17 protein-coding genes and 3 pseudogenes are annotated in these 22,875 nt (G+C 38.7%); 1 reads left to right on the top strand and 19 read right to left on the bottom strand.

Annotated elements, in window-relative coordinates; translation table 11 throughout:
* Nucleotides 1-255 precede the first annotated feature (255 nt).
* Complete coding sequence (hemH, locus tag QM374_RS03070) at nucleotides 256-1,350, bottom strand: ferrochelatase (RefSeq protein WP_153225375.1); 1,095 nt, start codon at nucleotides 1,348-1,350, stop codon at nucleotides 256-258.
* A 154-nt stretch (nucleotides 1,351-1,504) separates the two neighbouring features.
* Between hemH and pepT the strand changes: the two genes are divergently transcribed.
* The gene (pepT, locus tag QM374_RS03065) at nucleotides 1,505-2,728 is read left to right on the top strand and encodes a peptidase T (protein ID WP_414310823.1); all 1,224 of its coding nucleotides are present in this window, start codon (nucleotides 1,505-1,507) and stop codon (nucleotides 2,726-2,728) included.
* A gap of 76 nt (nucleotides 2,729-2,804) precedes the next feature.
* On the opposite strand, the pseudogene QM374_RS03060 reads toward pepT, so the two are convergent.
* The 18 genes and pseudogenes from QM374_RS03060 to QM374_RS02975 form a co-directional block, all read right to left on the bottom strand.
* Nucleotides 2,805-5,156 (bottom strand): annotated as a pseudogene (locus tag QM374_RS03060) (pneumococcal-type histidine triad protein); the annotation flags it as partial.
* Nucleotides 5,157-5,315: 159 nt separating this feature from the next.
* Nucleotides 5,316-6,242: pseudogene (locus QM374_RS03055) on the bottom strand (pneumococcal-type histidine triad protein); the annotation flags it as partial.
* Between the two features lie 7 nt (nucleotides 6,243-6,249).
* A complete protein-coding gene (locus QM374_RS03050; protein ID WP_414310822.1) occupies nucleotides 6,250-7,179 on the bottom strand; it encodes a metal ABC transporter solute-binding protein, Zn/Mn family in 930 nt (309 codons plus the stop codon).
* Between the two features lie 153 nt (nucleotides 7,180-7,332).
* Entirely contained in the window at nucleotides 7,333-9,900 is a 2,568-nt protein-coding gene (locus QM374_RS03045) for a pneumococcal-type histidine triad protein (protein ID WP_414310821.1), read from the bottom strand.
* A gap of 309 nt (nucleotides 9,901-10,209) precedes the next feature.
* The gene (locus tag QM374_RS03040) at nucleotides 10,210-10,464 is read right to left on the bottom strand and encodes a DUF3884 family protein (protein WP_414310820.1); all 255 of its coding nucleotides are present in this window, start codon (nucleotides 10,462-10,464) and stop codon (nucleotides 10,210-10,212) included.
* Between the two features lie 42 nt (nucleotides 10,465-10,506).
* Nucleotides 10,507-11,913, bottom strand: coding sequence for a 6-phospho-beta-galactosidase (lacG, locus tag QM374_RS03035; RefSeq protein WP_371558989.1), 1,407 nt, complete (start codon nucleotides 11,911-11,913; stop codon nucleotides 10,507-10,509).
* 461 nt (nucleotides 11,914-12,374) lie between these two features.
* Nucleotides 12,375-14,066, bottom strand: a complete 1,692-nt coding sequence (locus QM374_RS03030) for a lactose-specific PTS transporter subunit EIIC (protein ID WP_414310819.1) — start codon at nucleotides 14,064-14,066, stop codon at nucleotides 12,375-12,377.
* Nucleotides 14,066-14,383: a PTS lactose/cellobiose transporter subunit IIA gene (locus QM374_RS03025; RefSeq protein ID WP_414310818.1), complete on the bottom strand. Its 318-nt coding sequence runs from the start codon at nucleotides 14,381-14,383 to the stop codon at nucleotides 14,066-14,068. Before QM374_RS03025 ends, QM374_RS03030 begins: the two co-directional genes overlap by 1 nt.
* Before the next feature lie 35 nt (nucleotides 14,384-14,418).
* Nucleotides 14,419-15,255, bottom strand: coding sequence for a PRD domain-containing protein (locus tag QM374_RS03020; RefSeq protein ID WP_414310817.1), 837 nt, complete (start codon nucleotides 15,253-15,255; stop codon nucleotides 14,419-14,421).
* A gap of 234 nt (nucleotides 15,256-15,489) precedes the next feature.
* The gene (lacD, locus tag QM374_RS03015; protein WP_414310816.1) at nucleotides 15,490-16,470 is read right to left on the bottom strand and encodes a tagatose-bisphosphate aldolase; all 981 of its coding nucleotides are present in this window, start codon (nucleotides 16,468-16,470) and stop codon (nucleotides 15,490-15,492) included.
* Between the two features lies 1 nt (nucleotide 16,471).
* On the bottom strand, nucleotides 16,472-17,401 hold the full coding sequence (locus QM374_RS03010) for a tagatose-6-phosphate kinase (RefSeq protein ID WP_414310815.1): 930 nt from the start codon (nucleotides 17,399-17,401) through the stop codon (nucleotides 16,472-16,474).
* A 10-nt stretch (nucleotides 17,402-17,411) separates the two neighbouring features.
* Nucleotides 17,412-17,927, bottom strand: coding sequence for a galactose-6-phosphate isomerase subunit LacB (gene lacB / locus QM374_RS03005; protein WP_414310814.1), 516 nt, complete (start codon nucleotides 17,925-17,927; stop codon nucleotides 17,412-17,414).
* Nucleotides 17,928-17,957: 30 nt separating this feature from the next.
* Nucleotides 17,958-18,383 (bottom strand): galactose-6-phosphate isomerase subunit LacA, encoded by a 426-nt coding sequence (gene lacA, locus QM374_RS03000; protein WP_000029280.1) that lies wholly within the window; start codon nucleotides 18,381-18,383, stop codon nucleotides 17,958-17,960.
* A 257-nt stretch (nucleotides 18,384-18,640) separates the two neighbouring features.
* Nucleotides 18,641-19,549 (bottom strand): aldose 1-epimerase family protein, encoded by a 909-nt coding sequence (locus QM374_RS02995; RefSeq protein WP_414310813.1) that lies wholly within the window; start codon nucleotides 19,547-19,549, stop codon nucleotides 18,641-18,643.
* 88 nt (nucleotides 19,550-19,637) lie between these two features.
* Nucleotides 19,638-21,113, bottom strand: a complete 1,476-nt coding sequence (locus QM374_RS02990) for a PTS transporter subunit IIC (RefSeq protein WP_414310812.1) — start codon at nucleotides 21,111-21,113, stop codon at nucleotides 19,638-19,640.
* 44 nt (nucleotides 21,114-21,157) lie between these two features.
* Nucleotides 21,158-21,463, bottom strand: coding sequence for a PTS sugar transporter subunit IIB (locus QM374_RS02985; RefSeq protein ID WP_000590576.1), 306 nt, complete (start codon nucleotides 21,461-21,463; stop codon nucleotides 21,158-21,160).
* A gap of 39 nt (nucleotides 21,464-21,502) precedes the next feature.
* Nucleotides 21,503-21,979 (bottom strand): PTS sugar transporter subunit IIA, encoded by a 477-nt coding sequence (locus QM374_RS02980; protein ID WP_414310811.1) that lies wholly within the window; start codon nucleotides 21,977-21,979, stop codon nucleotides 21,503-21,505.
* A 123-nt stretch (nucleotides 21,980-22,102) separates the two neighbouring features.
* A pseudogene (locus QM374_RS02975) lies at nucleotides 22,103-22,627 on the bottom strand (hypothetical protein); the annotation flags it as partial.
* Nucleotides 22,628-22,875: the final 248 nt, after the last annotated feature.

Below are 22,875 nucleotides of genomic sequence, written 5' to 3'. Positions count from 1 at the left end.
TCTAACGAATTACCGATTTCTGTCCCACTCTCTTTTTCTTACAATTTCTAAATTATATCCTACCTTAGCAGATATCTGAAACAAACCTTATACTCAATGAAAATTAAAAAGCAAACTAGCTGCAGGTTGCTCAAAGCACTGCTTTGAGGTTGTAGATAGAACTGACGAAGTCAGTAACATATATACGGCAAGGCGACGTTGACGCAGTTTGAATTTGATTTTCGAAGAGTATAACCAGTTCTTTTCTATTTTCACTTAGTCTTTAGGTAATTTGCCAGCTTTTTCAAGCATTTTTTTGATTAAATAAGGCATCTTGACATTTTCACGACCTTTTTTCTCAATTAATTTTTTAACAAATTCTGGCATTTGTAAGTCTTGTGATTCATCTAAAATGTTCTTAGTTTCATCCGAAGGGACTAATTCATCAAAGGTTTCTTCTTCTGGGAGGAATTCTCTAAATTCTTTATGTTCGTTAGCTCGGACAATATTGACCAAGGCATCAATCAAACGAGAATCTGTATTTGGCATTGGTGGACGATGGTAGTTCACCTCCAATTCCTGACACAAGTCATGACATTCCACATCGTTGTCAAACAAGACTTCAATATGCTCACTGATAAAACTAATAGGCACAAAAATATAATGCTCTGGATGTTCTTCCTGTTCTCTAAGATACTCCAATACATCTGGTTTGATCCAAGGAATACCAATATCACTTTCGCTCTGCCAAGTGTTGGTATATTGCTCTGGTTTCAAGCCTAATTTCTCAGCAATTAACTTGCTATTTTCGAAAATCTGGTCGATATAGGGATCACCAAAATCCAAGGCAAAAATGGGCACACTGTGGGCAGAAAAGATGACTTTAAAGCTATCCTGTTTCACCTTTTCTTTTAAAATCTTATCAATTTCAGCTGTCCAATAATTTAATAGTGCTTCTTCTTGATACCAGTCCTTAATAACTAAAAACTGAATTTGTTTGCTTTCCAGAAACTTTTCGTACCCCATGACAGAGTAAAAGGAATAGTGTGGCTCCAAAATCAAGCAAATACACTTTTCAATTCCATCTGCTTCCATTTGCCGAATTACATCTGGAATAAAAGGGGTTGAAAATTTATTGGCAAAATAGACACTATATTCATTTCCTAACCTAGCTTCTACCAAGGCAACTTCTTCACGGGTAATTCTTTGAAGTGGAGTTCCTCCAATTCGAACATAATTATCATAAAGGGTTTGAATCTCGTGGTCTTGAGGTCGAACTCCTCGACGAATGTTGGTAAAAAAATCGGCTACCCCTTCAAAGGTAATCTCTTCTGGTGAACCAAATGTCATCATTAAAATCGCTTTTTTCATATTTGCATCCTTGTGATATTTTTATCTTTTTTATTGTATCACTAAAGAAGCCATAAGTAAACGCTAACATAAGAATTTTATCTCCTTTCTGACTTTTGTTTTTCTCTTCCTTCTATGATACAATGGTTTTAAAAGAAGTAAAAAAGGAGTTTTTATGAAATACCCAACTTTGTTGGAGCGTTTTTTGACTTATGTCAAAGTCAATACACGTTCTGACGAACATTCAACCACTACACCAAGTACCCAAAGTCAAGTAGACTTCGCAACCAATGTCCTCATCCCTGAGATGAAACGTGTTGGTTTGCAAAATGTCTACTATCTACCAAACGGTTTTGGTATCGGTACACTTCCAGCTAACGATCCTAGTTTGACTCGTAAGATTGGCTTTATCTCCCACATGGATACAGCAGATTTTAATGCTGAAGGTGTTAACCCACAAGTAGTTGAAAAATACGACGGTGGCCTTATCGAGCTTGGGAACTCTGGTTTCAAACTAAATCCAGCGGATTTCAAGAGCTTAGAGAAATATCTAGGGCAAACCTTGATTACAACTGATGGAACTACTCTTCTCGGGGCTGATGATAAATCTGGTATCGCTGAAATCATGACAGCTATCGAATACTTGACTGCTCATCCTGAGATTAAACACTGTGAAATCCGTGTTGGCTTTGGACCTGATGAAGAAATCGGTGTTGGTGCCAATAAGTTTGATGCAGAAGACTTCGATGTCGACTTTGCCTATACAGTTGACGGTGGACCTCTAGGAGAACTTCAATACGAAACCTTCTCCGCGGCCGGTGCCGAACTTCACTTCCAAGGTCGTAATGTTCACCCAGGAACAGCTAAAGGACAAATGGTTAACGCCCTTCAGTTGGCGATTGATTTCCACAATCAACTCCCAGCAGGTGACCGACCTGAGTTGACTGAGGGTTACCAAGGATTCTACCATCTCATGGATGTAACAGGAACTGTTGAGGAAGCGCGTGCTAGTTATATTATCCGTGACTTCGAAAAAGAAACCTTTGAAGCACGTAAAGTTGCCATGCAAGCTATCGCTGATAAGATGAACCAAGAACTTGGTAGTGATCGTGTTACTTTAACATTGACAGACCAGTATTACAACATGAAGGAAGTCATTGAAAAGGATATGACTCCAGTCACCATCGCTAAAGCAGTAATGGAAGACCTTGGTATCACACCTATTATCGAACCGATTCGTGGTGGAACAGATGGCTCTAAGATTTCCTTTATGGGAATTCCAACGCCAAATATCTTTGCTGGTGGTGAAAATATGCACGGTCGTTTTGAATACGTTAGTCTACAAACAATGGAACGTGCAGTCGACACCATTATTGGGATTGTGGCTTATAAAGACTAAAGAGATCGGGAAAGAATTCCCGACCTCTTTTTTATCAGCAACCTACTTTTGACACGGTAGCTGTCTGAACTTTTTATTATTCTGCTACTTTTTCTCTTGTTTCTGGAGAGCTAGTTGCAGGAGTTAAGGTTGACTCAGCTTGTTTATCGTTTGTTTCTTTATTGGCTGTTTCTGTGCTAGCTTCAGCTGGCTTGACTTTGGATTGAAATTCTTGGTTTAACAAAACGATTTCTTGAGCAAGAGCTAAAAGAGCTTGCTTGTCTTTGCTTGCTGCACCAAGCTTATCAAATAAGGCGTCCACTTTTTCAAAGTCAGCATCAGAACCATTATTCATTTCTAAATAAGTATGAAGGGCAATGACACCATTATAAAGTTTTTGGTAGAGAACTAAAACCTCTGGGTCTTGGTTTGCATTTTCACGTTCATTCTGAATAGTCTGTGAAATACGCTTCAGAAGATCTTGAACTTGCGTATTTAATTCATCTAGGTCAGCACCCTCTTTGTCAAAGGCAACTTTCAGATTCTTCACTTCGTCAACAAGTGAAGCTTTAACACCTTCTTCTTTCACTTGGCTTACCAATTCTACAGCTTTTGTTAAAAGTCCTGCCACCTGACCTTTTAAGACATGGTTACTTTGTTCCTCAGGTTTGAGATCATCATACAAACCTTTCAAGAACTCATAGACTGCAGTTTTAGCACTATGTCCATCCACTTTTTCTGTATCTAAGATTGTTTCAGAATTCTTGCTTGCAACTGGCTCATTTTTCAGTGCTTCTTCAACTTCTAGTTTTGTTTGGTAGATTTCTGGGAAAAGTTGGTTTAAGTCAGTCGCCTTAAGGAAGGATTGTGACTGATAAAGAGTCCAAGTTAAGTTAGCAACTTTATTTCTAAGAGTGTCATTTAAACGACCATCTGACAGATGTTGATAGAAATACTTAATGTATTCGACTGTCGTAACACCAGTACGATCATTAAAATCTTGCAGAGCTTGCAACTTGGCTTCAACTGCATCTAAACCAGCCTCATCTTGAGCCAATTTATTTTCTTGGAGTTGAACCAAGAGATCCTTTTTAGGAAGTCCATAAGCATCCGTATCCAAGGTATTAATCTTGTCTACTAAAGCTTGATATTTTTTGTCTAATGGACTGATTTCTGTTGGTTTTACACTAGAGTCAACGTGGATATACTGCTTGTCAAAGAGATCTAAAGCAGCCAGATAACCAGCTGTTGAGTTGGTTGAGAGCTTCTTCATATTTTCAGAGAATTGTCCCAAAGCAAGCTCAATTTGTCTTTGTAAAATTGGTTTATCTTTATAGACTTCACGACTTTCTGCTAGAAGTTGATCAATCTTATACTGGACTGCTTTTTCATCAAAAGCACCAGGTTGGTAAGTTGACTGTAATGCAGGAATTTTGTTTTTCAAAGCCACTTCATAACCTTTAGTTTGAACCTTGATGTAGTGGTTATGGTCACCATGAGGAATGACGAAGCTACCATTTTCAACCTGCAAGCTATAAGGAGAAACACCATCACGTAGAGCAGTTGTATAGAGTTCGTTTAGGAAATCAAGCTCTGCATCACCTGTTTGGAGAGGAATACGAACGTGTTCCTTTCGAACTGCATAAGGGTGAATGTGAGTTGGGTCATAAGCCTGGTCTGGATTTCCAAATACAAAGAATCCATTTGAAATTCGGATTGCTTCAAGCGGAACACCATAGGTTTTAGAGATATAAGCTATCTTTTCTTCATCGCTGGCATCTCGAGAGAAAGCTTCTACATCTTTTGCAAGTGGTTTAACAGGTTCTACCTGATGATGTTCCTTCAAGTGCTCCTGAGCAGCCTTAATCTGCTCTGTTGATAAATCCTTTTTAAAGAAATAGTGATTGTGATCTCCATGAGAAACGACAAAACCTTGCTCATCCTCACTAATCACTCGCTCAGCGGCAAAGCCATGATCATGTTCATCTTCATGATGCTCGTGTTTCGCTTGGTCCTCTTTAGGAGTGTTAGAATTATCGTGAGGAACTTCTGTTTGGCCATGACCATGCAAATGCTCTTGCGCTGCCTTAATCTGCTCTGCTGACAAATCTTTTTTAAAGAAATAGTGAGCATGGTCTCCATGTGAAACCACAAAACCTTGCTCATCCTCACTAATCACTCGCTCAGCTGCAAAACCATGATCATTTTCATCCTCATGATGCTCGTGTTTCGCTTCATTCTCTTTAGGAGTGTTATGATTATCTTTTGGAACTTCTGTTCGGCCATGACCATGCAAATGCTCTTGCGCTGCCTTAATCTGTTCTGCTGACAAATCTTTTTTGAAGAAATAGTGGGCATGGTCCCCATGTGAAACTACAAAACCTTGCTCATCTTCTCTAATCACACGCTCAGCTGCAAAGCCATGATCATGTTCATCCTCATGATGGTTCTTATGAGTTACATTTTCATGGTCACGCTGAACTGTTGGTTTATTTTGATTTTCTAACGGCTTTGTTAGTGTTAGGGCACCTCCAAGTGGTATCAAACGAGCAATTTTTTGCTCCAAAGCAGACATACTACTATAAGGAATGAAATGGTAGTGATTGCCGTGTGGAATCGCAACTCCTGATGGTGTTCGACTGGTAATTTTAGCTGGGTCAAATACCAAACCATCAGATTCTTGATAGCGTTGACTAACTGGTAAAGCATATAACTGAGCAAGAAGACTTTGGAGGCTATCCTCTTGATCTACTGGGATGCTTGTTGCTGGGCTATCGGCTTGAGAACTTGGTGTAACACTTGGATTTGGTTTATAATCCGTTAGGCTTGGTTGACTTCCTCTTCCAGCTAGATAGGCTTGAGCTGCTGCTAATTCACTTGAAGATAGGGCACTCTTTGGAACGTAGTGATAATGCCCACCGTGAGGAACGATATAAGCATCCCCTGTATCTTCAATAATATCTGCAGCATTAAAGACATAACCATCATCCGTTGTATATCGACCTTGTGCTCTGGCAGCAAGAACTTCCTCACTTGCACTACCACTATCTGATGTGTGTTCTTGTTTTTGCTGCTCGATTTGTTCTTTGGTACGGACATTATCAGCATGGCTAGCATCCTTTAGATAGACATAGTATTTGCCGTCCACTTTGATGATATAGCCACCTTTAATCTCATTGACAATATCTTGATCACGCAACTGATAGTTCGGATCTTTCATGACCAGTTCTTCGCTAAAGATAGCATCATAAGGCACCTTACCATTATAGTAATGGAAATGGTCGCCGTGGGACGTCACATAACCTTGATCAGTGATCTTGGTAACAATCTGTTCAGCTTCTATTCCTTCCTTCTTGCTAACTTGGTCTGGTGTCAGAGATTCATTCTTCTTAGCTTCAGATCCTTTACCGTCAACATAGGAAACACGATTGTCATCTTTTTTCTCAGGTGCTTGATGTTGATTTAAAGCATAAACGCAGACACTTAAAGCAAGGACCACTGCAGATCCTGCTAAATATTTTTTATTAATCTTCATAATCTCCTCATTTCAATTCTTCAGCTAAGATAGCCATATTTTCTTCTAGGTTTTCTAAGTAGGACTTGTCATTTTGTGGGTCTGCCTCTAAAGGATTGAGGGTTTTCAGACTCACACCTGTTGATTTGACAAGTGTATCAGCTACCTTTGATGAAGCGTTACTCTCTGTAAAGATGGTTTTGACCTTATAAGTCTTTACAAATTCCTGGATTTCAGTCAATTGTCTTGGACTTGGTTCTTGGTCAGGAGAGATTCCTGCAATCCCAAGCTGATTGAGTCCAAATCGTTTTGCCAAATATGAAAAGGCTGTGTGTTGGGTCACAAATGTCTTTTGATTTGCTTTTTCAAAGATGGGTTGGTATTTCTTAGTTAAGTCATGAGCTTTAGCACTAAGGTTCTGTGCATTTTTCTGATAGGTATCCTTGTTGGCACTGTCCAGTTCGGATAACTTATCAGCAATTATCTGTGCTTCTTCTGCAACCTTTTCAGGATCTAACCAAGTGTGTGGATCGTACAAGGTCTTCTCATCAATCCCATCTCCAGCCTGCATATCTTCTAACCCAGGCACGCGCTCCAAGGTCATACCTTCAGATGCTTCCAACACCTTTACCTTGGACTTTTGTAGGCTTGGATCCAAACTTCCCGCCCATGACTCTAATGTATGAGAATGATAAACAAAAACATCGGCATCATAGATGGCTGCAATATCATTTGCAGAAGGTTCAAAGGAATGGATACCAGAACTAGACTGAATCATCCGAACATCATTTAGATTACCTGAAACCTCTTTGACCATAGCATAGACAGGATAAAAACTGGTCACAATCTTCATCCCCTTAGTTTCATCACTCTTGTCTTGACTGGTCTTTTGTCCACAAGCTCCCAATACAAGAGCAAATATGGCAATCATGAGCCATAGGATAGTTCTTTTTTTCATAACAACTCCTTAACTAGTATTTAACCATTTAATTAACTAGTAAATAGTTTAACTTTATTTAGAAAATATGTCAAGAATTTTTTCACAATTTCATGAAAAAGAGAACAGAATCCATATTCTGCTCCCTTTTTATCTTCTATAATAGTTGTATAATTACTTACTCTCCTTTAGCAAAACTAATAGCTTTTCAGCTTCTGCCATAATAGTATTGTTGTCCTGAGAACCAAATGACAGGTTATTTTTTAATCCTGTGAGAGTTTCGTTGGCATTGGACTTGAGAATTGGATCCTGAATCTTTTTAAGTAACTCTTCCGCCTCTCTCAGTTTTTCTTCAACCTTTTTAGTTTCAACTTGAGGTTCCTCTGGTTCCGATGATGATTCTTCTTCTGATTCCTCTGGTTCTTTTGGTTTTGGAGATTCTGCGTTCTCATTTTTCGTTTTTCCCTCCTCAATTTTTTCTGTCTGAGGTTTCTCCTCTGTTGGTTTCTCTGTTTGATTGTTAGCAGCTTGACTATTGTGGTTTCTTTGAACATGGTCGCTCGCATTGCCCCAACCACTATCTGAATGTGGACGTTCGTTTGGATGTTCGACATAGTACTTCACAGTCGCAAAGAGATCTTCTAGACTATACCCTTTAGGTGCCTCATAGAGTCCTTCGTCAAACCAACCAAATTTAATGTTATGGTAATGGTCGTAATGAGGTATAATTAAGCTACTATTTTTAACTTCAACAGTATGTTGTAGATTGTAAGGAATATGATCAAGTGGAACCTTCTTAGCTGCTTTTACTCGATTGTAAATCGCTTCTGCTCCCTTAGCTTCAGTATTTCCTGAACTTTGATGATTTGTTGAAGGAGGTGTCAAACCTTTCTCTTTAGCATAAGCTTGACCTGCTGCTCTTTCAGCTTCAGACAAACTATCTTTCTTAATCCAATGACTGTGGCTCATATGCGGAGTTACATAGGCCTCCCCCTCATCACTGGTGATATCACGGGGATCAAAGATATAGCCATCTTCTGTTGTATACTTGCCTGCCAACTTGGCTACTTGAATCTCATTATCTGTGTAAGTTATTTGTGCATTTGGTTTTCCTAAACGTTCTGGATGACGAATCGGCGCTAGAAAAGCAAGGATATCATCAACTAACTTGACTTTATCACTTGACTCATCGTTGAGACGTTCCAATAGTCTATCCAAAGCGTCAAAATCAGCTTGGCGCCCTTTATTGGAAATCAAATCTTGATGAACTGTTGCTAGTAAATCATAAACTTTGTTGTAAAATTTTTGATAACCAGATGCAAGATTGGTTTTCTTAGCTCCTAACTCATGAGACAAACTTTCTTGTTTGGCAAGTTTATTATCAATGGCTGCAACAGTTTCTACTGAAAGTTCCTTGGCAGAAATATAACGCGAAATTCCATTCTCTTCGAAGACATAACCATCAACCACCTTTCGAATCGCCTGTTTTACAAATTTTCCATCAATTGGATTGCTTGGAGCTGGTTGAGGATTTGGTACAGGTTGTGGACTTGGTATTGGGGTAGGCTCTGGAGCAGGGATTGGATTTGGAAGACTTGGAGTCGGAATTGGTTTTAATTCTTTACCACCTGCAGTTGTATGATTTCCTTGATAATTTTCAGAAATCATTCTCGCAATCTTCTGCTCTAAATCAGACATTTGAGAATAAGGGATAAAATGATAGTGATCCCCATGAGGTACCGCTACCCCATTCGCAGTTTTTCTTGTAATTTGCGCTGGATCAAATACAAGCCCATCTGATTCCACATGTCGTTGGCTGAGTGGCAAGGCATAAAGTTGTTTCAAAAGACTAGATATGTCTTCACTTGGACTTGCTTGATAACTATTATCCACTTGTGGGCTAACAGTTGGAGCCCATCTTCTAATATTTGTCTCAACATTACTATGATTTGTTTGTCCATATGAACTACTATTCGATGCCTCTGATGAGCTGCTAGAAGAATTTGTTGACGGACGATACCCAACTGAGCTTGTTTGGCCACCTTTACCAGATAGGAAGGCTTGAGCCGCAGCTAATTCACTGGCAGACAAGTCACTCTTAGGAATATAATGGAAGTGATTGCCATGGGGAACGATGTAAGCATCGCCAGTATCCTCAATAATATCACTTGCATTAAAAACATAGCCGTCATCCGTTGTATAACGTCCCTGAGCCCTTGCTAGGGTAACTTCATTGCTAACTTTTGTTCCACTACCATGTCCGTGTTCTTGCTTCTGACGATTGATCTCATCCTTACTACGAATATTTTCTGCATGGGATGCATCTTTGAGGTATACATAATAGCGACCATCAACCTTAATGACATAACCACCCTTGACTTCGTTGACAATGTCTGAATCCTTCAACTGATAATTCGGATCTTTCATCAGAAGTTCTTCACTAATGATTGCATCATAAGGAACCTTGCCATTAAAGTAATGATAATGGTCCCCATGTGAAGTTACGTAACCTTGATCGGTAATCTTAACGACGATCTGCTCAGCATTGATCCCCTCTCGCTGACTAACCTCATCAGGCGTCAGATTTTCAGTCTTAGCACCAGCCTGATTCCCTTCTATATAAGACACACGATTAGACTCTTTGCTAGTCTGTACTGCTTGGTAACGCCCCAATTCATAACTTGAAAGGCTTAAGGCTAAAAGAGCTACCGAACCAAGAACATATTTTTTATTGATTTTCATCTAAACACACTTCCTATTTCATTTATTCGTTAAATAAAGAACTACACTTTTTCCTAAAGAACTTCCTTAACTGGTTAATTATATAATTGAAAAACGAAAACACTTTTAAAACTCCTCCTCCTATTTCTATATTTCAAACAAGATTTGAGCGAGTGAGTTACGTCTTTATGTACTTAACCAGTTATTTAACTAGTTAATAGTTTACTCCTATAACATAAATCTGTCAAGAATTTTTTTGTCTTTCAGGTAAAATCTAGATAAAAAAGAGGAATATCCCCTAGTATGAGATAGATTCCTCTTTATAATATTTTAGTGTTGAAATGGCATAAAATCCGAAACAAAGGAAATGTTATCCTTATCTTCTGCGTTGACAAAATTTAAAAATAGCTTTTGAAATTCTTCAAAGTCATAGTCTGAATGACAAATCCACTCCTTACCCGTCGAGACATACCATTTTCCAAGACTTGCAAGTTGCTCCTTGGTCAAGGATGGTACATGAGAGCAATGTTCAAAGTTAATAATATAAACTTTTTCATAGATTGATTTGATAAAATCTTTGAGCATAAACTTTCCTCGCTTAAATTCTATACCTAATAACTAGTTGTACTATTCAATCACTTGGGTCTCAGCTAGTTTTTTGTACCAATGTGCAGATTTCTTAGGATAACGTTCTTGTGTATCGAAATCAACATAGAAGAGACCGTAGCGTTTTTCATAACCATTTGACCATGAGAAGACATCCATAAGTGACCAGATGAAGTATCCTTTGACGTTTGCACCATCTGCAATCGCATCAGACAATACTTCCAAGTGTTGTTTCACATAATCAATACGGCCATCATCGTAAACAGTGTTGTCCACAAATTCATCTTTATATCCAAGTCCGTTTTCAGTGATGTAGATCTTCTTGTAGTTTGGATAATCTTTCTTAACACGCATGATTTGATCATACAAACCTTGAGGGTAGATGATCCAGTCCCAGTCAGTACGAGGTACATAGTCAGGAGCTACACGACGTCCAACACCTTTGATTTGGTATTTAGAGCTTCCTTTTTCTCCTTTACCATTGTGGATGATCTCAGTTTCACCATCAAAGGCTTCCATCCAGTCACTCATGTAGTAGTTAATTCCAAGGAAGTCGTTCAAATCTTTAGCTGCTTCAAGTGCTGCAAAGTCTTCGTCACGAAGATCCAAGCTACCACCATTTACTGATAAGATGTGGTTTACACCTTCCATGGTTGCATCTGAATAGTGTCCAAGGTATGTAGCATCCAAGATAAATTTGTTGTGGATGATATCTTCCAACTCAGCAGCACGAACGTCTGCAGGATTTTTAGGATCCAATGGATACTTAGTTGGAAGGGCGTGAACAACCCCGATTTCACCTTTATAGCCTTTGTCTTTATACAATTTCACAGCACGAGCATGAGAAACCATCATATTGTGGTGGGATTGGAAGACTTTCGCAAGATCATATTGAATACCTGGTGGGAATTTACCGACCAAGTATTGACCATCACCGATTGGACCAATTTCATTAAAGGTTGTCCAGTAGTTTACTTCTGGAAATTCTTCAAAACAGAATGCAGCATAATCTACAAAGTGTTCGATGTTTTCACGATTTAAGAAATCTCCATTTGAGTGAAGAGCTTCAGGTGTATCAAAGTGATGAAGAGTAACGAACGGTTCTACATGGCGTTTATGACATTCTGCAAATAAGTTATGATAGAATTCTACCCCTTTCGGATTTACTTCACCATAACCAGTTGGGAAAATACGTGACCAAGCAATGGAAATACGGATACCGTTTACCCCATATTCCTCAGCCAACTGCAAATCTACTGGATATTTATGATAGAAGTCACTCGCTGGTTCAGCTGTGTACCAATAGTTATCAGCAAGGTATTTGTCCCAAGCAACAGGACCTTTACCATCTGTATGTGTAGCACCTTCTGCTTGATAAGCTGCTGTTGCGCCACCGAAAATAAAATCTTTAGGAAGTGTTTTTGTCATTTTTTCACCTATTTCTTGATTGGATAAAATGAAAAGTGAGGGGAGAGGAGTTAGTGAGCTATCCATCTCCATCTCACTTCTTGTACCAAGTCACCGAATTGTGACATGAGGAGGTAAAAACGATATTTTTTTACCGATGAATTAACAAGGCGATTAGGAAATTCGCCATAGCGATTTCCGTGATGATAGGAGACTGTTTTACAGTCCCTAAGGTAATTCGAATTGTGACATGAGGAGGTAAAAACGATATTTTTTTACCGACGAATTAACAAGGCGATTAGGAAATTCGCCACAGCGATTTCCGTGATGATAGGAGACTGTTTTACAGTCCCTAAGGTAATTCGAATTGTGACATGAGGAGGTAAAAACGATATCTTTTTACCGACGAATTAACAAGGCGATTAGGAAATTCGCCATAGCGATTTCCGTGATGATAGGAGACTGTTTTACAGTCCCTATCATCAATCGAATTGCGCTTGAACAAAGGCTAGAGCACCTTTACCATCACGAGTCAACTTGATGTATTGAGCTCCTTCAGTCTTAGCCAATTTGATTCCAAGTTTATCTGTTTCAGCCTTCATGTCCTCATAGTTTGATGCTACTTGAGGAGCAAGGATAACAAGGTCAAATTCTGGCAACATTTCACGGTGAGCACCGTAACCACCAGCAGCGGCCTTCACAGGAACATTGTATTCTGCAGCAGCTTTATTCAAAGCATTTGCAAGAAGTCCACTTGTTCCACCACCTGCACAGAGAACGAGTACGTTGGTTTCTTCTGTAATTGTATTTTGTGCTGATTCTATTCCAGCTTTTTCAAGGATAGCATCAGCTTTAGCAGTATTGAAGTTTGCGGCTACTTTTTCTTTTAATTCATCGTTGGCTTTACCAGAACGTTCTTCTTCAAGAATTTGTTCGTCATAAACTTTAAGGAATGGATAGTAGATTGCAATATCCACTACGATTAACAATGCTGCAAGAGCAAATGACAAGAACTGGAAGTTTGTACCAAGAACAATACCTAGAGGCCCAGGTGTAGTCCATGGAAGGTTGGCAGTAAATGAGTTCATGCCGAGAGTTTCGATAAAGAACTTAAAGATCCATACGTTTGCAATTGGTGCAAAGATGAATGGGATAAAGAAGATTGGGTTCAAAACAAGTGGTGCACCAAACAAGATTGGTTCGTTTACACCGAAGAATGTAGGAACTACTGAAGCACGTCCGATGGCACGGTTACGCTTAGACTTACACAACCACATAAACATGAATGGAACTACAAGAGTTGCTCCTGTACCACCCATGGTAACGATAAACATTTGTGTACCAGATGTAAGGATCTTATCAGCGTGCATACCTTGTTGAAGAAGATTCAAGTTGACTTCGGCATTTGCATAAGTGATCGCTGCAATCGCAGGTTCAACGATAGATGGGCCGTGAATACCGACAAACCAGAAGAAGGCAAAGGCACCAAAGATAATAGTAATACCAAGATAACCGTCTGCTGCTGAGAAAAGAGGTGCAAAGAACTTACCGATAGCTTCTGCTACACTAGCTCCAGCATATTGACGTGCAAGTAAATCAAGAGCATAAAGTGAAACAACTGAGAGAGTGAATGGAATAACGTCTTTAAAGACTTGTGAGATATTCGGTGGAACTTCGTCAGGCATGCGAATAGTAACGTTATTCTTCACACAAACCTTATAGATAGCTACAGTTACAAAAGCTGCCAGGAAGGCTGAAAGCAACCCTTTTGTTCCAAGGAAACCAGTTGCAAAGCCACCCTCGATTGGGTCAGCTGCTAACATCAGCAAACCAACAATAGCCGCCAATAGCGTTGACATATAGTTGATTTGGTTGGTTTTCTCCATACTACGATTGACGGAGTCTGTTAAAGATTTAGCAGTGGTACCAGCTACCAAGACTGCTAGAATCCCCATAGAGTAGCTGTAAGGTTTCATCAAAAGTGCTACTACTTCATCAGACCATTTAAAGCCCCAAGAGTTTGGAACAAAAGCAATCAAGATAAAAATACTTGAGAATAGAATGACTGGCATTCCAGCGATAAATCCATCACGAATAGCACGAAGATAGATATTTCGAGATAGTTTTTCAAAGAAAGGCTTTCCTTTCTCGATATAGGCAATTAACTTATTCATTATTTAGCTCCTTTTTTATAAAGTTCAATTAAATGATGCATCAAATCTTTTAGCAAGATTGTTGTCATCAGGTGATCTTGACCATGCATCATGGTCACGCTATAGGCTAAATCTTCACCTGCAGCTTCCTTTGTTAACAAGCTTGTTTGGGCGTGGTGAGCCTCTGCGATGCAGCTACCAGCTTCCTCAACTAAGCTATCCGCTTTCGTAAAATCTCCAGCTTCAGCAGCCTTCAAGGCTTCCAATAATTTTGAACGAGCATCGCCAGCATAGGCAACAATCTCAAAACCTAACAATGTCACTTCTTCTCTATTCACGATAGATTTCTCCTTATATATTTTTTAGTAAAGCGTTATGACAATAAACGTTGGATGTGTAGAACAAGATAAACTCGTTCACTCTTGTAGAGGTCAAGACCAGTTTCCTGAGCAATGACCTCATAAATTTTACTACCAATCTCGAATGCTTCTGGATAGGTATTCTTTATATGTTCTTCCATATCGAGCAAGGATTGATTATCATCGCGACTACGATCCAGATAATCCAAAAAATAATTTAGATGAATCATAAAGCGGTCGTAGAAATTATTATTTTCAGGTGTTCGCTGGATTTTATAACTCTTCAAAATGCTTTCGACCCTCTTTAAAATTTCCTTTCTCTTATCAATTGACTCAACAACTTCGACTGCATTCTCACCTTCCGCGTTGATGAAGTGATAAGCGATACGAATGATTTCATCTTCAGGAAAATTTTCTGTCAGTTTTTGACGATAAATTTCAAAAGCTTCTTGTGCAATTTGAAAAGCGATTGGATATTTGGCAGAAATGTCAGGCAAGTTACTATCCTTATAGCGTCCTTGGCTAATAGCCTGATAAGAACAATAGATATGGTCTGTCAGAGTGACGTATAGATACTCTTGGACAGGATATTGATATTTTTTAGAAAGATTATCAATAATCTCATAAGTGACCGTAATAAAATCAAGCGGTACATCCTTGAGAAGAGCCATAAAGTTTTCTCGCGACTCTTCTGTTTTCATCCGAAAAACTTTTTCAATCTGATCCTCAGAAATCAAATCTCCCTTCTTCTTACCGAATGAAATACCCTTACCAATTACGATCAACTCCTCTCCCTTGCTATTCCGCACGAGAGAAACATTGTTATTCATTGGATTTAATATCCGATACATGGCAACCTCCTTGCCCTATTATTTAAGTTTTGTGAGCATAAAAAATGACCACAAATGAACTCAGAAAATATAGCTCTGAGTCATCTGTGATCATGCCTAATATTACTTAGTAACACTCACTTTGTATTAACTTGTGACTTTAGTATATCACAAGAATGATTTTTTATAAACCTTTACATACAACTTTTTTTAAAAGTTTTTTAGCTAGGTTTTAGGACACAAAAGGGGGGAAATTTAGACACGCTCAGTCCATGAAGTAGCTGTTGTTTGAAGAACTTTATTGAGTTCATCGATGTTTTCAAATCCAGTTGTACGAAGCCACTCACGAGCTGCTGCTTCTCCATCTTTGATGTAAGCTTCAACAGATCCAGCCCATGTTGCACGTCCACAAAGAACGCCGTTGAAGTTTGCGCCTGATTCGTGGGCAAAGACAAGAGTTTCTTGGAATAGTTTAGCGGATACACCTGCACTCAAGTAGATGTATGGAAGGTTAGTTGCTTCGTCTTGCGCTTTGAAGAAAGCAGCTGCTTCTTCACGTGTATGAACGATTTCGCCATCGCCAAATCCTTCAACGTATTTCACGTTAACTGGAACTTCCACTTTCAAGACATCAATGTTAAAGCGTGGGTCTGAGAAGACCTTCATAGCACCGATAACCTTGCGTGGTTTTACTTTAGCGTATTCGGCAGAACCTGCATCCGCAATTTTTTCATCGTAAGCCAAGATTTCAAGGAAGAATGGAATATCTTCAGCTACACACTCAGAACCAATACGTTCAATGTAGGCTTGTTTTTGTTGGTTAAGTTCGTCAGAGCTATCTACGTCATAGTAAAGCAAGAACTTAACAGCATCTGCACCTTGTTCTTTGATACGTTTTGCAGACCAAACATCCAAGCAGTCTGGCAAGCGTTTTGTACTTGTTGTGTCATAACCTGTTTTTTCATAAGCAAGGAGAAGACCAGCTTTTGCATCAAGAGCTTTAGTTGCTGGAAGTCCATACTCAGGGTCAAGAAGCATTGATGAAGCGTATTTAGTCAATTCATCTGCTACCAAGACTTTAAGTTCTTCCATTTGAGCTACTGTTGGCTCTTCTGTTTGGTATTGAGCCATGAGGCGTTTCAACGCACCACGTTGGTCAAATGCAAGAGCTGAGATGATACCATTTTCATCAGAAAGTTTTTCTAAGCGTGCACGTTTTTGTTCTGTTAAAGCCATTTTATACCTCTTTTACAATTAATTGGTCATATAGACCTTGATAGTTGGCCATGTTGACATGACCAGTCATTTTTTCTTGAGCATTAAGCATACCAAGGACATTTGCCTTGATCAACAGTTCTTGATCCGTTTCTTTATGGAAAAGACCTGAAGCAATACCTGCCACTGTAGAATCGCCAGAACCAACTGGGTTTACAACTTGGATTCTTGGAATATCTACTTTATAGAAAGTGTCCCCGTGTTTTGCAAAGGCACCATTAGCACCTAAGGAAACGATGATCCACTCAATTCCTTCAAATAGGGGCTCTTGAAGAACCTCTTTTAATTCATCCAAGTCTTTAGAAATTTCTCTACCCAAAAGTTGAGACAATTCTTCATTATTTGGTTTGATAACTGTTGGTTTATGTGGAGATTCAAGAACAGCCTGAAGAGCAGCACCTGAGCAATCTAGAACAACTGGTTTCCCAGCCTTATTAGCAAGCTCTACCAAGTTAGCATAGTAATCAACAGGAAGACCTGCTGGCAGGCTACCAGAAATAGCGACTACTTCTACAGTCTCTAAAAGTTCTTTGAAATGAGCCAAGAAATCTTGACATTCTTTTTCTTGAACTTCAGGACCTTTTTCTAGGATTTCTGTTTGGTTTTCTCCATGTAGAATTGCGATACAGTTACGAGTTTCACCTTTAATAGAGAAGAAACGTTTGCTTACTTTATCATCAATATTTTCTACTAAAAAATCACCAAGTTTACCACCGACAAGTCCTGTTGCGACTACGGAGTCACCAAATTCTGATAGGACACGAGTAACGTTAAGACCTTTACCACCAGCCGTCTTAGTTACATCTACAACACGGTTGACAGTGTCAATTTTCAATTCATCCAAAGGATAGGAAATATCAATGGATGGGTTCATTGTGACTGTTAAAATCATAGGTCACCTCTTAGTCGTGGTATTCACCGCGATCCCATTTTTCAAGGAATTCTGTAAAGAAGTTGGCATCCGTTTGATAGTCGTTATGAGTTTCAACGTGTTGGATTTTAGCGATCAATTTTTTGTTTTCTTCAGATGGTTTGTATTCAGCATTGATGAAAGCATCAATGATATCACACATGAGCAACTCACCAGTGATTTTACCACCGAATCCGATAACGTTGGCATTCAATTGTTCTTTTGCATAAAGAGCTGTTGTCATATCACGAACCAAAGCAGAACGAACACCTGGAACCTTGTTAACAGCGTTATTGATACCTACACCAGTACCACAGATACATACACCAAGATCAGCTTGGCCACTAACTACTGCTTCACCAACTTTTTTACCAAAGATTGGGTAGTGTGTGCGAGCGTGGTCATAAGTACCAAAGTCGATGACTTCATGTCCTTTTGATTTCAAAAATTCTGAAACCGCCATTTTTTCATTTGTTACGATGTGGTCACATCCAATTGCAATTCTCATTTTTATCTTACCTTTCTTTCAATATAAAAATTAGCACATTTTATTCAACATGTCGACACGGATTTGGTGACGACCGCCATCATACTTACCATTTACAAAGCCTTTAGCAATGTTCTTAGCCAATTCGTCACCAACAAGTTGAGCACCCATAGTAATCATACGTGAGTTGTTGTGACCACGAGTCATATAAGCTGAACGTTCGTCAGATACTTCTGCAGCAACCATTCCTTTGATTTTAGTTGCAACCATAAATGGACCTGCACCATAAGCATCAATGACAATACCAAGGTTTTGTTCTTCTTTTTTAACTTCTTCAGCAACTGCAAGAGTTACATCAACGAAGTCTTGACCTTCAGCTGTAACATCCACAACGTGGAAGTTTTCTTTTTCCAAGAAATCTTTAACGACTTCTTTCAATCTCAAACCTGCAGCATCTGCACCAATAACAATAGACATATTGTATACTCCTTTTTTATAATAGACCAGTAAAAATTTTTTGGTTCTGGAAAGAAAATGACCATCACCAAATAGTTACTAGTAGTTTTGTTGACTATTTTAGATTAAGAATGATTCATCTAATCACTCTTAAAAACTTCTCCTGGGATAAATTGGAAGAATAACTTGTTAAAACAAACACAAATTGTTCTTTCTAAACATAATATACTACTATTGTTTAAAAAAGTCAACAGTTTGTGTTTGTTTTTGTTTATTTTTTAGAAAATTTCTATATCGAAACCAATTTGATCACTTTGACCTGGATTTAAGATTCGAACATTTTTCTTATCTTCTAGATGATCGCCCTCTTCGAGTGAAGTTGACAAACCTGACCAAGGTTCCAAGGCAAGGAAAGGACCTTTGTTAAGCGTTGACCAAACGATTAAATTTGGAAACTCTTTAAAGTCTAGTTTTAATCCCTTATCATGCTTACGTGACCGTAAGGAAACAGAGCGAGAGGCTAACTCATCTAAAGTCACAGCATCATAGCTAAAGAAATCATAGTTTAGATCTAATTCCTTTTGAGCTTTTAGCCAGTCACTTCTATCTTGAAAATCCAACATCCCTGTTTCTGGGAATGGTTTTGGAACCGTGCAAGTTTCAGATTTTTCAAATTCAAGATAGTAATCTTCATAGGCTTCATCATCAAATAAAGGACAGTTAAAACCAGGATGTCCACCAATAAAGTATGGCATTTTTTTATCTGTTTCCTTATTAGTAACTTGATACTGCGTACGAATAGTCTTTCCAGTAACTGTATAAGTTATTTCTAAGCGAAAATGATAAGGATAATTTTCATACATTTCTTGGTCATCTTCAATAGCAAAAGTAACCGAGTTATCCGTTTGATCCACTAATTCAAATTCTTTTTTTCGTACAAGACCATGACGTGGAATTTTACCTTTTACTTGACTACCATCTTCTTGATCATATAGGACAGTATCATTTCTAACGGATCCACAAATTGGAAATAGAACAGGTGCTTGTCCACTCCAGTAAGTTGGATCTCCTTGCCACAAGTACTCAATTCCATCCTTGTCTTTTATTGAGGTAAGAGCACCTCCAAAGGTCTGAAATTGTACATTTAACTGTTCTGATTGTAATTCAATCACTAGGGTTACCTCCATTAATTTTTTCCCTAAAAAAACTAGATTGCCGACTCCATACTTGGAAACTGACAACCTAGTTTTTACAATTTACATTTTTAGGAGCGAATTATTTTGCGTTTGCTGCGTATTCTTCATTACGTTTGATCATTTGTTTTCTGTACCATGTAAAGATACCAACGTAGAATACTAGGAATACTAATGCGCCAAGGATAGCTTTGATATCACCAGTTGTAGCGTTACCAATTGCCCAACCAAATAGTTTTTCGATTGGTCCTTCAAGAGTTGAGTGAGTAATCAATTGAGTTTGGCTTACACCTTCTGGGAAGGCACCTACACCTTTAGCAAGTTCTGTTGCAAATGGTGCGATAAGTGTACCTGAAAGAAGGAAGAGTGGCAACAAGAGTGTTCCGAAGATAATCATACGGAGCAATTTACCACGAGTAACTACCAAGAGAGCTGGAGTTACACCCATTGCGATGATACCAGCAAGTGGCAAGATACCATTTCCGACATTTGAAAGAAGCACAGCTTCAACCAACATGATTGGTGCAAGTACGTTGGCACAAGCCCAGATTTCAGCACGACCAGCGATAAATGGCCAGTCAAGACCGATGTTGAATTTACGTCCTTGAAGACGTTTAGTAGCAACGTTTGTAATACCTTGTGAAAGTGGTTCTACGGCTGCGATGAACCATGAACCGATCAATGAGAAGAGCTCCAAGCAGACACCGGCAGTCAAACCAAGTGACAACCAGCCTTTAATTACATATTCCCATTTTTCAGCCCCTTCAACACCTGCAACCGGATGTGGAGTACCCATCAAACCGATAACGATACCAAGGATGAAACCGATGAAGAATTTAGATCCCCAGAAACCGATTCTCTTGTTCAATTTAGCAGCGTCAAAGTCGTATTTATCAAGACCTGGGAAGAGTTTATCAAAAATCTTATCCAAAACCATGATAACTGGGTTCATCATGTAGTTCATGTGAGTTGAAGTCATTGGTGATGAACTTGGTGCGTTAAGAAGGTCATCAAATGTTGGTTTCATCAAGTCAGAGTTGATAATTTTAAGAACCCCAACAAGGACAACTGCTGCAGTCGCGATGAAGAGTGAAACTCCTTGGCTAACTCCATTGTTGTCAGCGTACCATTTAATCAAAAGACCTGTGATAGACAAGTGCCAGATATCAAAGATATCGACGTCAAGTGTATCAGTTTTCTTCATTGCAAGCATGACAATGTTGACGATCAACATCACAAGCAAGAAGTAAAGTGTCCAAGCTGAACCCCAAGTGATTGTAGCAAGTGGTGCCCAACCAACGTCGGTGATGTTCAATTGAATACCAGTATTTTCAACGAATTTTGCAAGTGATGCTGAGAAAGCACCATTTAACATACCGATGATAGCACCGATACCAGTAAGAGCGATGGCAAGTTTGATACCACCTTCAAGCGCTTTGGAGAATTTCACTCCAAAAAGTAGAGCCAATAGTGTCAAAATGATCAGCATGATGATCGGTCCACCCATTTCCAAGATAGGTTTGAACAGCTTATTGGCTAGTTCGATAATGATATCCATAATTTTCCTCCCTTTATTTTTATGGAATATTTACAAATTAATAATTAGCTTAGACCATGTTCTTTGATAGCTGCTTCAATATTATCATAGACTGGAGCGCTCATAGCTGGAATACGGAACAAGATTGGTCCTGCTTCAACAACTGGAATACCTGGTTCAAAACCTAAATCAGTAGCAGCGATTGGTGTGAAGATATCATAACCTTTAATCAAGTCTTCATTGACATCTTTTACCATAACGGCATCACATTGAACATCGTACCCACGGTTAGAAAGTTCTTCTTCAAGAGCACTTTTAATTTGGTGGCTTGAGTTAACACCTGCACCACAAGCAGCAAGAATTTTAATCATTTGGATTTCCTCCGTTTTTATATAAAAATTATTAACAAATTAAGCAGTCGCTTCTGAGATATATTGGAACAAGGCTTCAGGTTCCTTAATCTTAGACAGCGCTTCAAGATGACCATTGCCTGTAAAGAAGTCCATCAACTGTGCAAGAATATTTGTTTGACTTGAGCTTGAATTGTTGATGATAAAGAAGAGTAATGATACTTCTACTTCCTTATCAGGGGCAATCATATTGTGGAATGTTACTGGTTTTTCCAGACGAACCACGACAACATTTTCAGTTAGATTATGAATGGTATCAGTATGAGGGATAGCTACGTTAGGCAAATCCTTCCCTAAAAACTCCATATCCAAACCAGTTGGGAACGATTTTTCACGTTCAATCAAGGCCGATCGATAGGTATCTGTAACAACTTTCTTTTCTTCCAATAGGGTTGCAACTTGATCGAAAAGTTGCTCTTGATTATCTGCTTCTAAGCAAAAGACTAAGTCTTTTTCAAAGAAATGATCTAATCCCATGACTTTCTCCCTTCATATTTAACTTTTATGGTATAAGTATAACATTATATGAAACCGTTGTCAATGTTTTTTTGTTGTATTTTGTTTGATTTTTATTGTTTACGTTTTAAACATTTGCTAATTTCAAACATATTTTTTATAAATTTCTTGATAAGTAAAACAAAAAACAGGAATGACTCCTGTTTTCACGATTTTAACTTTTTTATTGGTCCAACTTTCTTCCACCATTGGAAGGAGATTTTTTAATACCTCTGGAACACCTTCAAGAGAAACATATCTAAACTTACCATCATCGGATTTAAAAACCCAGATAATTAAATATTTACCATTCTTAGCAATACAGTTTACTGCGTAGGCCTCATAGCCACCGATAGTTGATTTTGACCCCCATACCTTGGAAAATTCTTGACTTTTTTGTTTAGATTAATAAATGCTAGTTGAAATTTGAACAGTTTCTAGCGCTGCATATTCGCTTTCACTAATACCAAACTGCTAAGGTTTAAAGGTATTGAGAGTTACAATATTGACATCCGTCCCATCACAGTACTGAATATCATCTCCACCTTCAATTTCTTTGAAATGAACCCATGATTTAGGAATTTTTACATAGCCATAATCATCTGAACCTACTATTTGAGTTTCTTCTGTCTGGCTAGATAAGAAAGGCGATGATTAAGTGCCACTGGTCTGGACGTGATTCGCAACCACGTAAAAGAAGCCTCAGCATTCGTACAAGCCCACTGAAAAAGTAACTCTCTTACTTTTAATAAAATGAAAACCGAGGAATCACTCATCAATTTGAGCGAATTCCTCGGTTATTTTGTATTTATTAAGGCCATAATTCGTTTCATATTGACCACGAAGATGCTTGTGGCTGCCTGTAACTCCATGTTGAA

The organism is Streptococcus infantis (genome assembly GCF_047465525.1).
In the GTDB taxonomy this organism is placed as follows: Bacteria; Bacillota; Bacilli; order Lactobacillales; family Streptococcaceae; genus Streptococcus; species Streptococcus infantis_R.
This window is presented reverse-complemented; position numbering and strand designations above follow the sequence as displayed.

Excerpts from the sequence above, each read along its gene's own strand:
- QM374_RS02985 (WP_000590576.1), bottom strand. The coding sequence starts at position 21,463 with ATGATTAAAATTCTTGCTGCTTGTGGTGCAGGTGTTAACTCAAGCCAC.
- lacB (WP_414310814.1), bottom strand. The coding sequence starts at position 17,927 with ATGAGAATTGCAATTGGATGTGACCACATCGTAACAAATGAAAAAATG.
- lacD (WP_414310816.1), bottom strand. The coding sequence starts at position 16,470 with ATGGCTTTAACAGAACAAAAACGTGCACGCTTAGAAAAACTTTCTGAT.
- QM374_RS02995 (WP_414310813.1), bottom strand. The coding sequence starts at position 19,549 with ATGGAGGTAACCCTAGTGATTGAATTACAATCAGAACAGTTAAATGTA.
- QM374_RS02990 (WP_414310812.1), bottom strand. The coding sequence starts at position 21,113 with ATGGATATCATTATCGAACTAGCCAATAAGCTGTTCAAACCTATCTTG.
- hemH (WP_153225375.1), bottom strand. The coding sequence starts at position 1,350 with ATGAAAAAAGCGATTTTAATGATGACATTTGGTTCACCAGAAGAGATT.
- QM374_RS03020 (WP_414310817.1), bottom strand. The coding sequence starts at position 15,255 with ATGTATCGGATATTAAATCCAATGAATAACAATGTTTCTCTCGTGCGG.
- QM374_RS03030 (WP_414310819.1), bottom strand. The coding sequence starts at position 14,066 with ATGAATAAGTTAATTGCCTATATCGAGAAAGGAAAGCCTTTCTTTGAA.
- QM374_RS02980 (WP_414310811.1), bottom strand. The coding sequence starts at position 21,979 with ATGGGATTAGATCATTTCTTTGAAAAAGACTTAGTCTTTTGCTTAGAA.
- lacA (WP_000029280.1), bottom strand. The coding sequence starts at position 18,383 with ATGTCTATTGTTATTGGTGCAGATGCTGCAGGTTTGAGATTGAAAGAA.
- QM374_RS03040 (WP_414310820.1), bottom strand. The coding sequence starts at position 10,464 with ATGCTCAAAGATTTTATCAAATCAATCTATGAAAAAGTTTATATTATT.
- QM374_RS03050 (WP_414310822.1), bottom strand. The coding sequence starts at position 7,179 with ATGAAAAAAAGAACTATCCTATGGCTCATGATTGCCATATTTGCTCTT.
- pepT (WP_414310823.1), top strand. The coding sequence starts at position 1,505 with ATGAAATACCCAACTTTGTTGGAGCGTTTTTTGACTTATGTCAAAGTC.
- QM374_RS03045 (WP_414310821.1), bottom strand. The coding sequence starts at position 9,900 with ATGAAAATCAATAAAAAATATGTTCTTGGTTCGGTAGCTCTTTTAGCC.
- QM374_RS03010 (WP_414310815.1), bottom strand. The coding sequence starts at position 17,401 with ATGATTTTAACAGTCACAATGAACCCATCCATTGATATTTCCTATCCT.
- lacG (WP_371558989.1), bottom strand. The coding sequence starts at position 11,913 with ATGACAAAAACACTTCCTAAAGATTTTATTTTCGGTGGCGCAACAGCA.